Annotated in this window: 11 protein-coding genes and 1 tRNA gene; 2 read left to right on the top strand and 10 right to left on the bottom strand. The window is 69.6% G+C overall.

Going from position 1 to position 11,987, the window contains the following annotated elements:
* The 5 genes from VGE49_RS09460 to VGE49_RS09440 form a co-directional block, all read right to left on the bottom strand.
* A partial coding sequence (locus VGE49_RS09460) for an ATP phosphoribosyltransferase regulatory subunit (protein ID WP_331034309.1) occupies window positions 1-297 on the bottom strand: 297 nt, incomplete at its 3' end.
* 55 nt (window positions 298-352) lie between these two features.
* Complete coding sequence (locus VGE49_RS09455) at window positions 353-1,591, bottom strand: DUF418 domain-containing protein (protein WP_331034308.1); 1,239 nt, start codon at window positions 1,589-1,591, stop codon at window positions 353-355.
* A gap of 76 nt (window positions 1,592-1,667) precedes the next feature.
* Complete coding sequence (locus VGE49_RS09450; protein WP_331034307.1) at window positions 1,668-2,228, bottom strand: hypothetical protein; 561 nt, start codon at window positions 2,226-2,228, stop codon at window positions 1,668-1,670.
* A complete protein-coding gene (locus VGE49_RS09445; RefSeq protein ID WP_331034306.1) occupies window positions 2,228-3,106 on the bottom strand; it encodes a 3-hydroxybutyryl-CoA dehydrogenase in 879 nt (292 codons plus the stop codon). The genes VGE49_RS09450 and VGE49_RS09445 overlap by 1 nt, the downstream gene beginning before the upstream one ends.
* A gap of 132 nt (window positions 3,107-3,238) precedes the next feature.
* Window positions 3,239-3,568: a YggT family protein gene (locus VGE49_RS09440; protein WP_331034305.1), complete on the bottom strand. Its 330-nt coding sequence runs from the start codon at window positions 3,566-3,568 to the stop codon at window positions 3,239-3,241.
* 122 nt (window positions 3,569-3,690) lie between these two features.
* Here VGE49_RS09440 and VGE49_RS09435 point away from each other — a divergent pair.
* Window positions 3,691-3,766: transfer RNA gene (locus VGE49_RS09435), tRNA-Ala, on the top strand.
* Window positions 3,767-3,819: 53 nt separating this feature from the next.
* Here the strand turns inward: VGE49_RS09435 and VGE49_RS09430 are convergent.
* The 3 genes from VGE49_RS09430 to VGE49_RS09420 all read right to left on the bottom strand — a co-directional run bounded on the left by VGE49_RS09430 (window position 3,820) and on the right by VGE49_RS09420 (window position 9,127).
* Window positions 3,820-4,842, bottom strand: coding sequence for an NAD-dependent epimerase (locus VGE49_RS09430; protein WP_331034304.1), 1,023 nt, complete (start codon window positions 4,840-4,842; stop codon window positions 3,820-3,822).
* Between the two features lie 46 nt (window positions 4,843-4,888).
* Window positions 4,889-6,775: a M20/M25/M40 family metallo-hydrolase gene (locus VGE49_RS09425; RefSeq protein ID WP_331034303.1), complete on the bottom strand. Its 1,887-nt coding sequence runs from the start codon at window positions 6,773-6,775 to the stop codon at window positions 4,889-4,891.
* Between the two features lie 114 nt (window positions 6,776-6,889).
* A complete protein-coding gene (locus VGE49_RS09420; protein ID WP_331034302.1) occupies window positions 6,890-9,127 on the bottom strand; it encodes a TonB-dependent receptor in 2,238 nt (745 codons plus the stop codon).
* 261 nt (window positions 9,128-9,388) lie between these two features.
* Here VGE49_RS09420 and VGE49_RS09415 point away from each other — a divergent pair, with 261 nt between their 5' ends.
* Window positions 9,389-10,762, top strand: coding sequence for a metallophosphoesterase (locus tag VGE49_RS09415; protein ID WP_331034301.1), 1,374 nt, complete (start codon window positions 9,389-9,391; stop codon window positions 10,760-10,762).
* Here the strand turns inward: VGE49_RS09415 and VGE49_RS09410 are convergent.
* Window positions 10,745-11,560, bottom strand: coding sequence for a CheR family methyltransferase (locus tag VGE49_RS09410; protein ID WP_331034300.1), 816 nt, complete (start codon window positions 11,558-11,560; stop codon window positions 10,745-10,747). The genes VGE49_RS09415 and VGE49_RS09410 overlap by 18 nt on opposite strands.
* The gene (locus VGE49_RS09405) at window positions 11,557-11,940 is read right to left on the bottom strand and encodes a response regulator (protein ID WP_331034299.1); all 384 of its coding nucleotides are present in this window, start codon (window positions 11,938-11,940) and stop codon (window positions 11,557-11,559) included. The genes VGE49_RS09410 and VGE49_RS09405 overlap by 4 nt, the downstream gene beginning before the upstream one ends.
* Window positions 11,941-11,987: the final 47 nt, after the last annotated feature.

The following is an 11,987-nucleotide window of genomic DNA, read 5'->3' as shown; positions in this document are numbered from 1 at the left end:
GGCCAGGGGCGCGGTGTGGTCATAGCGCAGGGCCATCCACTCGCCCGGCTCGTCCGACCCGGCGTCGTCCTGCAGGGCGAAGACGCCCTCGTTGGGGCGGTCGGCGTCGGGCAGGAACTTGCCCAGGGCGTCGGCGTATTCGAAGGCCGGGGTTTCCAGCGGCTCGAAGCCCCAGCGCTCATAGACCTCGGACACGCGCGCCACGATGCGGCGCTCGGCGGTCAGGTCGCGGCCGCGACGGTCGGCGAAGCCCCGGGGGGCGCGGGCTTCGGGGCGGATGGGGGCTTCGTCGGTCATGCCGGGCGATTAAGCCATCGGCGGACCGGCTGCAACTTGCGCCCGAGCCTCGGCCTCAGTCGGCGCGGCGCAAGGGCAGGTCGTGACCATAGCTCAGGCGGCGCCACAGCCACTCCAGCGGCCCCATGCGGAAGCGGCTCAGCCACAGCGGCGACCAGACCAGCTGCAGGGCCCAGACGGCGACGACAATGCCCCACTGGCCCGGATAGTCGACCTGTCCCATCAGACGCGGCCCCCAGGGCATGTAGAAGAGGCTGCTCATGATCAGGGTCTGGGTCAGGTAGTTGGTGAAGGCCATCTGACCGACCGGAGCGAAGATCCTGCGCATCATCCCCAGACCGCGCGTGGTCAGCAGGATCAGGCCGCTGGCGTAGGCCAGGGTGATGAAGATCGGATAGGCGGCCACGACCTCGGCCCAGCCGCCCGTCGCCTCGACGCCCATTCCTTCGATAGCTGGCCCGGCCATGATCTCGCGCCATTCCAGCACCCCCAGCAGGGCCAGAACCGTTCCGCCGACGGCGATCAGGGCCAGATACAGCCGGGTGGGCATGCGGCCGTGGAAGAAGCCGGCCTTGAACAGGCCCAGGCCCAGCATCATCAGCGGGATGGTGGTGAAGACGTAGCCGAACAGGCTGGCGCTCTGCAGGACGCCCCAGGCCTTGAGGTTTTCGATCAGGGCGCCGGGCCAGCCGCCGCGATAGGCGGCGAGGCTGGCGGCGACGGCGCCTTCGGTCAGGCTCATGGACTCGTCGCTCAGAGCCGCGACCAGGGCGGCGGGGCCGTTGACCGTCAGCCACATGGTCGCGGCCTGAAGCGTGGCCAGCCCCAGGGTGGCGGCCGCGCCGAACAGGATCAGGGAGCGGGCCGACATGGAGCGCATCAGCATGACGAACAGGCCGGACCAGGCGTAGAGCAGCAGGATGTCGCCGTACCAGAAGGCCGCGCCGTGGATCAGGCCGAACAGGGCCAGCCACAGCAGGCGGCGACGCAGCACCCGCCCGCGCGCCTCATCCCCGCGCTCGCCGCCGACCAGAAAGATCGACACGCCGAACAGCAGGGAGAACAGGGTGATGAATTTCTGATGGAAGAAGACCTCGACGACCCAGAGGGCGACGGCCGAGGACCCGATCAGGGGGAAGGGCGACTGGTCCGGCGCCATGGCCGCCGACATCGGCAGGGCGAAGGCGGCGGCGTTGACCGCCAGGATGCCGAGGACGGCCACGCCGCGCAGGACGTCCAGCGTCTGGATGCGGGCTGCGGCGGCCACGGGCTGAAGGCTGGTCTGGTCGGTCACGGCGTCGGCTCTCCCCAAACGAGCGGTCTGCTCATACGGCCTTGGGCCGGTCGGGGCGCCTTAAATCGCGGTAAGGTCAGCGCGGGCCGTTCTGCATCAGGCCCATGCGGTCCTTGACCACGGGGGCGGGCGCGAAGGCGATGAAGGCGGCGCACAGCCCGGCCCACAGGGCGTAGCTGACGCCCACCAGCACCGCCAGCGGCAGACCGGCGACGCCGAAGATCAGCAAGGTGGTCTCCAGCGCGCCCAGGCCCTGAACCAGGCTTTGCGAGGCGATCAGCGACAGCAGGGACATGATCAGGGCGATCAAGGTCTGCACGGCGGCCGCCAGCAGACCGCCGAACACCATGAAACGGCAAACCACGCCCAGACGGGTCGAGGGGCGGCCGGTGTCGGCGTGGCTGCGGTGCATCAGCCACAGGCCGATCGGCGCGGCGGCCATGCCGACCACCAGCAGGACCAGCCGCCAGTCCGTATCGACGCCCGACGCCCAGTTCTCGGGCGGCCAGACGGCCAGGGTGAGGATCAGCGGCGGCCAGGCGGCGGCGGCCAGGGCGGCCAGGACGAAGGCCCTGGTCGTGCGGCGGGGCGCGACGCGCTTCAGACCCGGCAGGTCCTCGATCCGGTCGAGGCGCATCAGCGGGTCGGGACCGGCGCGGCGCCGGAATAGTCGTAGAAGCCGCGCCCGCTCTTCTTGCCCAGCCAGCCGGCCTCGACATATTTCACCAGCAGGGGGCAGGGGCGGTACTTGCTGTCGGCCAGGCCGTCGTACAGCACGTTCATGATGGCCAGGACCACGTCCAGACCCATGAAGTCGGCCAGCTCCAGCGGGCCCATCGGGTGGTTGGCGCCCAGCTTCAGCGCCTTGTCGATCGAGGCGACGTTGCCGACCCCTTCATAGAGGACATAGATGGCCTCGTTCATCATCGGCACCAGGATGCGGTTGACGATGAAGGCGGGGAAGTCCTCGGACTCGGTGGTGATCTTGCCCAGGCTCTCGGCGAAGGCGACGGCGGCCTCGTAGGTGGCGGCCGAGGTGGCGATGCCGCGCACGATCTCGACCAGCTTCATCGTCGGCGCCGGCTTCATGAAGTGCAGGCCGATGAAGCGGTCGGGCCGGTCGCTGACCGAAGCCAGACGGGTGATCGAGATGGACGAGGTGTTCGACGCCAGAAGGGTGTCGGGGCCCAGGTGGGGCAGAAGGTCGACGAAGACCGACTTCTTGACCGCTTCGTCCTCTGACGCCGCTTCGATCACCAGATCGGCCTGGGCCGCCTCGGCGAGCGATGCGACGGGGCGGATGCGCGCCAGGGCGGCGTCGGCCTCGGCCTGGGTCGTCAGGCCGCGCGCGGCGCGGCGCGCCAGGCTGGCCGCGATCTCGCCCTGGGCCAGCGGAATGCGCTCGGCCGACAGGTCGTAGAGCCGCACCTCATAGCCGCCGGCCGCCACCGTCTGGGCGATGCCCGAACCCATTTGCCCGGCGCCGATAATGGCGACTGTCCTGATCGTGGTCATCTATACGCGCAATCTGCGGTCCCCTCGGGACCAGTCGCGGGCACCTTAGGAGCCCGCCCGCCGCGCGCAAGGGGCGGAATGGGGCGGGATTAAGATTCCTGACCGCCCGTGTCTCCGCCTCAACGTTTCGCCTCAGTAGCCGCCGGCCAGGCCCAACGCCGCCAGATGCAGCGGCGGCAGCAGATAGCCCTGCACGCCCTGGATGATCAGCAGGGCCACGATGGGCGTCAGGTCGATGCCGCCCAGCGGCGGGATCACGCGCTGCAGCGGCGCCAGGATCGGGCGGGTGAACCGATCCAGGAACTCGGCCACCTGGGCCACGAAACGGTTGCGGTAGTTGATCACGTCGAAGGCGAACAGCCAGCTGAGGATCGCATTGGCGATAATGGCGAACAGCAGAAGCTGCAGCAGCGCCCCCAGTACGAAGAAGATGAAGCCGATGACGCCGGCGCCGATGCCCATGAACCAATTCCCTTGAATGCAGACCCGTTTCTAGCGGGGCCTTTCGGGAACGCCAAGGATTCCTCCGCGACCCGTTGACACCCCCCCGCCGCGCCGCTTATCTCCGCGCCTGCCTGTCGGTCGGGGCCGTAGCTCAGTTGGTAGAGCGCGTCGTTCGCAATGACGAGGTCAGGGGTTCGACTCCCCTCGGCTCCACCAGGGCATTTCCAGACATTCTGAAGCATGACGACGGTGGCTGCACGCGCGCGCGCTCAGTTCTCGCGGTAGAAGTTGCAGTACCAGTCGACGAAGCGGCCGACGCCGTCTTCGACCGGGGTCGAGGGGGCGTAGTCGAGAGCGGCCAGGGTGTCGGTCACGTCGGCTTCGGTGTTGGCCACGTCGCCGTCCTGCATGGGCATGAGGTTCAGCTTCGCCTTGCGGCCCAGTTTTTCCTCCAGCACCTCGATGTAGCGCATCAGGGCGACCGGGCGGCCGGCGCCCAGGTTGAGGATGCGCCAGGGGGCGACGCCGCTGGTGGCGGGATTAGGGGCCTTGGCGTCCCAGGTCGGGTCGATGGCGGCGGGGCGGTCCAGGGCCGCGACCACGCCGGTGACGATGTCGTCGACGTAGGTGAAGTCGCGCGACATCTTGCCTTCGCCGTAGACGTCGATGGGCTCGTCTTTGAGGATGGCGCGGGTGAATTTGAACAGGGCCATGTCCGGGCGGCCCCACGGCCCATAGACGGTGAAGAAGCGCAGCCCCGTGGCCGGGAAGCCGAACAGGTGGGCGTAGGAATGGGCCATGGCCTCATTGGCCAGCTTGGTCGCCGCATAGACGGTCAGCGGGTGGTCGGCCGGGTCGCGCACCGAAAAGGGCAGGGCGGCGTTGGCCCCGAAGACCGAACTGGTCGAGGCGAAGACGAGGTTGGCGGCCTTCGTCGCGCGGCAGCCCTCGAGGATGCTGAGGAAGCCGACCACGTTGGAATCCACATAGGTCTCGGGCGCTTCGAGGCTGTAGCGGACCCCGGCCTGGGCGGCGAGGTGGACGACGCGGCGCGGTTGATGCTTGGCGAACAGGGCGGCGACGCCGGCCCGGTCGGCCAGGTCCAGGGTGTGATGGCGATAGTTCGGATGTTCTTGCAGCAGGGCCAGGCGGGCCTGCTTCAGCGCCGGGTCGTAATAGGCGTTGAGGTTGTCCAGGCCGATGACCGTCTCGCCGCGCTCCAGCAGCCGCCGCGCGGTGTGGAAGCCGATGAAGCCGGCGGAGCCGGTGACGAGGACGGGATCTGTGGACATGGGGCTGCGATAGACGTTCGGACGGATTTTCGCCAGCGGGCGCCGGTCAGGGCAGGGCCTCGGCTGTGGCGGGGGTCGGCTCGGCGAAGCGGGCGGCGAGGTTGAGGCCGCAGGCCAGGATCAGGCAGGCGGCCGCCCCGATCAGCACCGGACGGGTCGCGCCGAGCGTCGGGCTGAGCGGACGCAGATACAGCAGGGCCAGCAGGCCGATCATGGCCAGGGCGCCGGGCAGATCCATGCCGATGCCGAGGAAGATGAAATGGCCGATCCCCATCAGCCAGGCGCCGCCCAGGACGCCGGTGACGGCGGGCGGGATCAGGCCGGCGGGGCGCGTCAGGTCGGGGGCGACCAGAGCGGCGAGTGCCGCCGCGGTCGCCGCCAGCAGGGCGGGCCAGAGGAACAGCAGGGCGGCCTCGGGCGCGGCGGCCTGCGTCATGCAGCCGAGCAGGAAGACAAGGGCGATCAGGCCCAGCCAGCCGCCCCAGGTCGAGGTCGGGGTCTTGATCGGCCACAGCGACAGGGCGGCGGCGGCGACGCCCGCGCCCAGCATGATCGGGCTGAAACCGCCGATCAGCAGGACCAGAAGGGTCAGGACGGCTACGGTCCCGGCTGTCGTGCGCGGCCTTGTGAGGCGCGCGCCGGTCAGAAACAGCAAGGCCAGGGCCAGAACGGTCAGGACCGCGCCCGCCTCCATCCACGGCAGGCGGCGCAGCAGGACGTAGTAGGTCTCGGACGAGGCGGCGCGGCTGGACATCGGTCCGGCCAGCAGGCGCACGGCTTGGGCCAGCACCAGCCCGGCGGTCAGGAACCACAGGCCGTCCAGTATCCCGCGCCCCACCTGAGCGGCGGTCAGGCCGGTCGCGCGGCGGGCGCGCCAGGCGGCGAAACCGCCGAACAGGGCGGTCAGGCCCAGCAGGCCCCAGCCCGTCGCCGCCGAATGGCTGAGCATCCAGCGGCCGAAGACGTCGGCATAGACGGCGTTCGGTCCCTTGGCGGGCAGGGCGGGCGCGCGCAGCAGGGCGTCGGCGGATTCCAGGGCCTGCGAGCCGATATGCTGCAGCCCGCCCTGGTCGAGGTTGGCGGGGACAGCGTCGGGCGAATGATACTGGGCCGGGCGACCGATGAAGGCGAGGTTCAGCCCGCCGACGCCGCGATCCCTGGGGATGGTGAAGTCGGTGCCGTTGGGCATGCGCTCGTACATGAAGACGGCGAGCGAGGTGGAGGTGGTCCCGCCGTCGGCGCGGGCGGCGGCGCGCCGGAACAGGTCGATGGTGGGGCCGTTCTCGCGCCCGGTCTCGAACATGGCGGCGCGGCCGCCGCCCCCGCGCGCCTCCAGGTTGACCACGGCGCCGATGCGGTCGCGCAAGGGGTGCCCGCCGAAAAAGATGCGGGCGCCGTCCAGGTTCAGCTCCTCGGCGTCGGTCAGCAGGACGACGAGGTCGCGTGCAACGGGCCCGCGCGCCTTGATGGCGCGCACGGCCTCCAGCACGGCGCCGACCCCGGTGGAATCGTCAGCCGCGCCGGGCGAGCCGACCACGGTGTCGTAGTGGGCCATCAGCATGACGGCGGGTTGGCTGCGGTCTTCTCCGGGCAGGACGCCGATCAGGTTGATCGCCTGATTATCCGCCGCGTCGGGATCGCCGCCGGCCTTCTTCAATCGCTGGATTGAGCCGGGCGACAGGGGGCCGGCCTGTTGCTGCGGCGACAGGCCCAGCTGGGTCATGCGGGCGGTCAGATAGGCGCGGACGCGGGCGTGCTCGGGCGAGCCGACGGGATGCGGGGCGCGGGCGATCTGTTCGATGTCGGTCATGGCCCGCGCGGCCGAGAAGGCGGCGACCGGGGCGTCGGCGGGGCGGGGCCTGGGGACCTGGGTAGTCCAGACCGCCAGCAGGAAGGCGAGCGTCAGCGATCCGAACAGCAGGGCCAGCCGCATTTGAAAGATCCTCCCCGATCCGGGAGGCAGTAGGGGGCCAGAGCGCCCCGGATGGCAAGAGGGCGGCGACGGGTCTCCCCGCCGCCGCCCTCGGATGGCCTCAGCCTGATCGGCTTAGAATCGCTTCGACAGCTCCACGCCGTACATGCGCGGTTCGTTGACGAAGGCCGTCAGGTTGTTGAAGTCGATGGCGCCGATGACGTTGGCTTCGTCCGTGAGGTTGCGGACATAGGCCGCGGCTTCCAGGCCACGGTTCAGGTCGCGCCAGCCTGCGCGCAGGCCGCCCTCGAAGGCGGTGTCCTGCATGAACTCGACCGATTCATAGAGGAAGAGGTTGAAGTCCTTCTGCATGACCCAGTCGGTCGAGGCGAACAGCTCCTGATCGTCGCCGAGGGGGCGGACGTAGGAGAGGGTCAGGTTGGCGGTGTATTCCGGCGCCTGGGGGAAGGGGTTGCCGTCGACCTTGGCGCGGCGGGCCGTGCCGACCATGACGATGGGATCGACGACAGTGCAGCCGGCGCCGCAGACGGCGACCAGCAGGTCGCTGTCCTTGATCTCGGTGTGGTTCCAGGCGGCGCCCGCCGCCAGGCTGAAGCCGGCGCCCAAGTAGACGTCGCCGTCGATTTCCAGACCATAGCCCTCGCCCTTGTCGGCGTTGATCAGGCGGTTGGAGTTGTCCGCCCCGCCGATGGCGGTGAACTGCATGTCGCTGACCTCATACAGGTAGGCGGTGGCGTTCAGACGGGCCCGGCCGTTCCACAGGCGCGACTTGAGGCCGGCCTCGTAGGACATGACGGTTTCGGAATCGGCCGTGGTCAGGACCGGCAGGTTGCGACCCTGGATCGACGGGCCGCGATAGCCGCTGGCGACGCGGGCGAACAGGTTCAGGCTGTCGTTGACCTCATAGAGGGCGCTGACGTCCCAGCTGACCTGTTCGTCGCCGACCGAGACATCGCCTTCGGCGTTCGCCGGCGTGCCGATGACGACCTTGCCGTGATAGTCGCGGCTGTCGTCGGTGTAACGCACGCCCGCCGTCACCTTCAGGGCGTCCGTGACCTGGTAGTTGGCCTGGCCGAAGACCGACCAGGAGTCCGATTTCTGGGTGATGTCGGTCGCCTTGATCGGGATCAGGCCGCCCGTGCCGTTGAAGGTGCCGGACACCAGGTTGATGCGCTCGTCCCAGTAGAAGGCGCCGACCTGCCAGCCGAGGCGACCCGCGCCGTTCGAGGCCAGGCGCAGTTCATAGGTGTTCTGCAGCAGATCGCTGGACAGGGTGCCGCTTTCCGAACGGAACGGGATCGAGCCGCTGTTGACCGGATCGTTCAGGACGCCGCCGTCGATGTCGCCGTCGCCCTGGCTGGAGCCGCGATAGGAGCCGATCACGCCGGTCAGGGTGGCGGGACCGAAGTCATAGGCGACCTGCAGCGACTGCGAGGTGGTCTGCTGCTTCTGGAAGTTGTTGCGGCCGCCGTCGTAATAGACGGTGTCGCGGTCGAAGCGGTCGTTCAGCTTGTTCGAGCCCTTGGTCAGGACGTTGGCGCGGTTCAGCGTGCCCGTGCCTTCATAGTCGCGGGCCTGCAGGGTCAGCAGGGCCGACAGGCGCTCGTTCGGGGTCCAGGCGACGTGGACGCGGCCGGCGATGTCGTCGAAGTTGCCGAGGTCCTTGCCGTCCTTCTTGGCGAAGGGAGCGTCGTAGGCGTTGTCGACCCAGTCGTCGCGGTGGTTCCACAGGCCGGCGACGCGCACCGACAGGGTGTCCGACAGCGGCATGGTCACGCCCCCTTCGGCGCGGCTGGAGCCGTAGTTTCCGTAGGTCAGGGAGCCGTAGCCGGTGAAGTCCTGGCCGGGTTTGGCGGTGTCGATCTTGACCACGCCGGCCGGGGTGTTGCGGCCGAACAGGGTGCCCTGCGGGCCGCGCAGCACTTCCAGCTGCTTGACGTCGAACAGGGGGAAGCCCTTCAGGTAGACGCTCTCCAGCACGATGTCGTCCATCACCACCGAGACCGGCTGCGAGGCGGTGAAGTCGAAGTCCACGTTGCCGAGGCCGCGGATGTAGAAGCGCGGGGCGTAGCGGCCGTTCGAGCTTTCGACCTGCAGGCTGGGCACGCGGCCCGACAGGCTGAGGATGTCGGCGCCGCCGGCCGAGACGGCGTTCAGGGTTTCGGTGTTCATCGCCGTGACGGCGAAGGGCACGTCGCGGATGTTTTCGCTGCGGCGCTGGGCGGTGACGACGATTTCGTCGACGCCGACGGCCGGATCGGCGGCAGCAGCGGTTTGCGCCACGGCCGGGGCGGCGATCAGAAGGGCGAGGCCGCTGGCCGAGGCGGCGAGGGCGGCGAGACGACGGGACATGGGGGAGGATCCTCGTTGAGATTGGGCGAGGGACTAGGTCCACGGCGACGCTTTTTCCAGCATCGAGGATGCGTGCTCGATGAAGCTTTCGCGACACGGACACGGTGGGCGAAAACTCGACGTTTCGCCCGGCGCTGAAAGGGTTTTCGGGCGTTTCCAGGGATTGTGCGCCGCAATATGTCGTGCGAAACGGCAGGGCTGCGCCGCCGTTTCGGTGAGGGTCTCTCGACGCGCCGGGCGCGGTCTGACAGGGACCAGGGCATGACCATCACCCCGCTGCACCGCCGCCGCCTCTTCCAGCTTCTGGCGACCGCCGCCGTCGCGCCGGGTCTGGGCGCCCTGGCCCCGGCGCCGGATGCCCGCGTGCTGGGCCGGGTCCTGGCCATGTCGGACCTGCATTCCGCCTATGAGCGCACCGGGCAACTGCTGGCGGCGCTGGAGGCCGAGGTGGCCGGATCGGGCGCGCCGCACCTGATCGCCGTCGACGGCGACAGTTTCGAGCACGGCAACGTCGTGTCGGTGCGCTCGGGCGGAGCGATCGACTGGGCCTTCCTGGGCGAGTTGCCGAAGCTGGCGCCGACGGTGGTCAACCTGGGCAACCACGACAACGACCTGACGCCGGATCTGCATGAGATCGTGGCGCGGATGCGGTCGCTGGGGATCGTCGTGGTCAGCAACATCCTGGATGCGCGCACCGGCCGGCCCTACGCCGAGGCCGCCGTGACCGTGCCGTTGGGCGAGCGGTCGTTGCGGATCGTCGGGGCGGGGACGGATTCCCTGAGCACCTATCCCAGGGCCAGCCGCGACTGGCTGTCGATCCCGGCGCCGGGCGACTGGGCCAGGGCGAACCTGAGCCGGCTGCTGGACGGCGCCGACCTGATGCTGGTGATGAGCCATGCCGGGGTGGCCGGGGATCGCGACATCCTGCCCCTGCTGCCCGACGGCGCCCTGATGATCGGCGGTCACAACCATCTGCTGTTCCAGCATCGGCAAGGCCGCAGCGCCTATGCCCACACCGGGTCGTGGAGCAACGCCTATACGACGGCGACCCTTTACGACGACGGGCGGATCGCGGTCGGTTCGACGGCGGTGGCGCTGGACGCCGCGCCGTCGCCGCGCATCGCCGACCTGATCGCCTCGACCCTGGCGACCCATCTGACGGACGAGGAGACGGTCGTGCTGGGCGTCAGTTCGCGCGCTCTGACCCTGGGCGAGACGGGGCGAGCCGTCGCCGTCGCCATGGCGCGCGCGGCGGGCGCGGACGCCGGCTTCATCGGTCACACCACGCTTGGGACCGGCCTGCCCGCCGGAGCGGTGACGCGCTACGCCTTCGACGCCGTGGTGCGGTTCGACGGCAAGCTGATGGTCGCCGAGGTTCCGGCCGAGCGGCTGGCGGGCTTCATGGCGCAGGCCAATCAGGACCGGCCCATGCCTCTGGCGGAGCGTGGCGGCGACTTCCTCTATGGCGCTGCCGAGAGCGTGGCGGGCAAGGCGACCGTGCGTCTGGTCACGACCGACTGGTGCGCGATGAACCAGGCTGAATATTTCGGGACGACGGATCTGGCCTTCGCCGAGGTTGCCGAGGCGCGGGTCAAGACGACGGCGGTCGCCGGCCTGCTAGGCCGCGCGGCGTAGGGCGGCGGGCGCCTTGACGTAGAGGCCGGGGCGACCGGCCACGGGACGGAAGGCGATGCTGTCGCCTTCGGGGCGTTCGTCCACGCCCAGGAACAGGCAGCCGTCATCGACCAGGCGGCGCTCCAGTCCGTCCAGAACCCGGGCGCGGCGCGCAGGCTCCAGATCGCTGAGGACATGGCGGCAGAAGATGACGTCGAAACGCCCGTCGTCGACGGGTTCGTCCAGCAGGTTGGCGCGCTCGAAGGTGACGGCGGCGCGCAGTTCGGGGCGGGCGCGCCACTGGTCGTCGGCCTGCTCGAACCAGCGCAGCATGGTCCGCGCCGACAGGCCGCGCTGAATCTCGAAGGAGGTGTAGAGGCCCGAGGCCGCCTTTTCGACCGACAGGCGCGACAGGTCGGTGGCGACGATCTCGACGTCGGCGCGGCTTTCCAGCGCGGCGATGGCCAGGGAGTAGGCTTCCTGGCCGGTCGAGGCGCCGGCGGACCAGAGGCGCACCTTGCCGCCGGGGCGGGCGGCCGTCAGGGCGGGCATCAGTTCGCGGGCGAAGCTGTCGAAGACGGCGCGGTCGCGGCGGAACCAGGTCTCGCCGTTCAACAGGGCCTCGATCACCGCCCAGCCGAGCGAGGCGACGGGCTTGCTCCACAGCGACGCCAGCATGGCCTCGACGTTGTGATAGCCCTCGCGCCGTGCCACCGGACCCAGCCGGTGCTCGGCCAGATGCATCCGGTCGCGCGTCAGCCGGAAGCCGGCGCGCGTCGCCAGCAAGGTCTGAAGGCGATCGAAATCTTCCGGCGTCATGACGGCGACTGAACAGCTCCCACTTCGGCGAGTTTGGATTGCAGGATCTCGCCGTCGAAAGGCTTCATAACATAATCGTCGGCCCCTGCGGACAGGGCTTCTGCAATCCGGTCGGCGCGAGTCTCAATGGTGCAGAACAGGACCTTGGGGCCTCGGCCGCCGGGCAGGTCGCGCAGACGCCGCAAAAAGGTCAGGCCGTCCATCACCGGCATCTGCCAGTCCAGCAGCACCACATAGGGCATGGCGCCCATGCAGTAGCTGAGGGCCTCGGCGCCGTCGGCGGCCTCGTCCACCTCGAATCCCAGGCCCTCGACGATGCGTCGCGCGACCTTGCGGATGATCCGGCTGTCATCGACGATCAGGCAGGTTCTGGGGTCCAAGGGTTTTGTCCCGTTAGGCGCGAGCGGCGATCGCCGTTCGCGTCATG

Origin of the sequence: Brevundimonas sp. (assembly GCF_036405315.1) — a bacterium.
In the GTDB taxonomy this organism is placed as follows: Bacteria; Pseudomonadota; Alphaproteobacteria; order Caulobacterales; family Caulobacteraceae; genus Brevundimonas.
The sequence above is the reverse complement of the archived record's forward strand: the minus strand, read 5'-3'. Positions and strand labels throughout refer to the sequence as shown.

Coding starts and splice junctions, on each gene's coding strand:
- VGE49_RS09450 (WP_331034307.1), bottom strand. CDS start 2,228: ATGCGCCTCGACCGGATCGAGGACCTGCCGGGTCTGAAGCGCGTCGCG.
- VGE49_RS09415 (WP_331034301.1), top strand. CDS start 9,389: ATGACCATCACCCCGCTGCACCGCCGCCGCCTCTTCCAGCTTCTGGCG.
- VGE49_RS09440 (WP_331034305.1), bottom strand. CDS start 3,568: ATGGGCATCGGCGCCGGCGTCATCGGCTTCATCTTCTTCGTACTGGGG.
- VGE49_RS09445 (WP_331034306.1), bottom strand. CDS start 3,106: ATGACCACGATCAGGACAGTCGCCATTATCGGCGCCGGGCAAATGGGT.
- VGE49_RS09425 (WP_331034303.1), bottom strand. CDS start 6,775: ATGCGGCTGGCCCTGCTGTTCGGATCGCTGACGCTCGCCTTCCTGCTG.
- VGE49_RS09410 (WP_331034300.1), bottom strand. CDS start 11,560: ATGACGCCGGAAGATTTCGATCGCCTTCAGACCTTGCTGGCGACGCGC.
- VGE49_RS09430 (WP_331034304.1), bottom strand. CDS start 4,842: ATGTCCACAGATCCCGTCCTCGTCACCGGCTCCGCCGGCTTCATCGGC.
- VGE49_RS09420 (WP_331034302.1), bottom strand. CDS start 9,127: ATGTCCCGTCGTCTCGCCGCCCTCGCCGCCTCGGCCAGCGGCCTCGCC.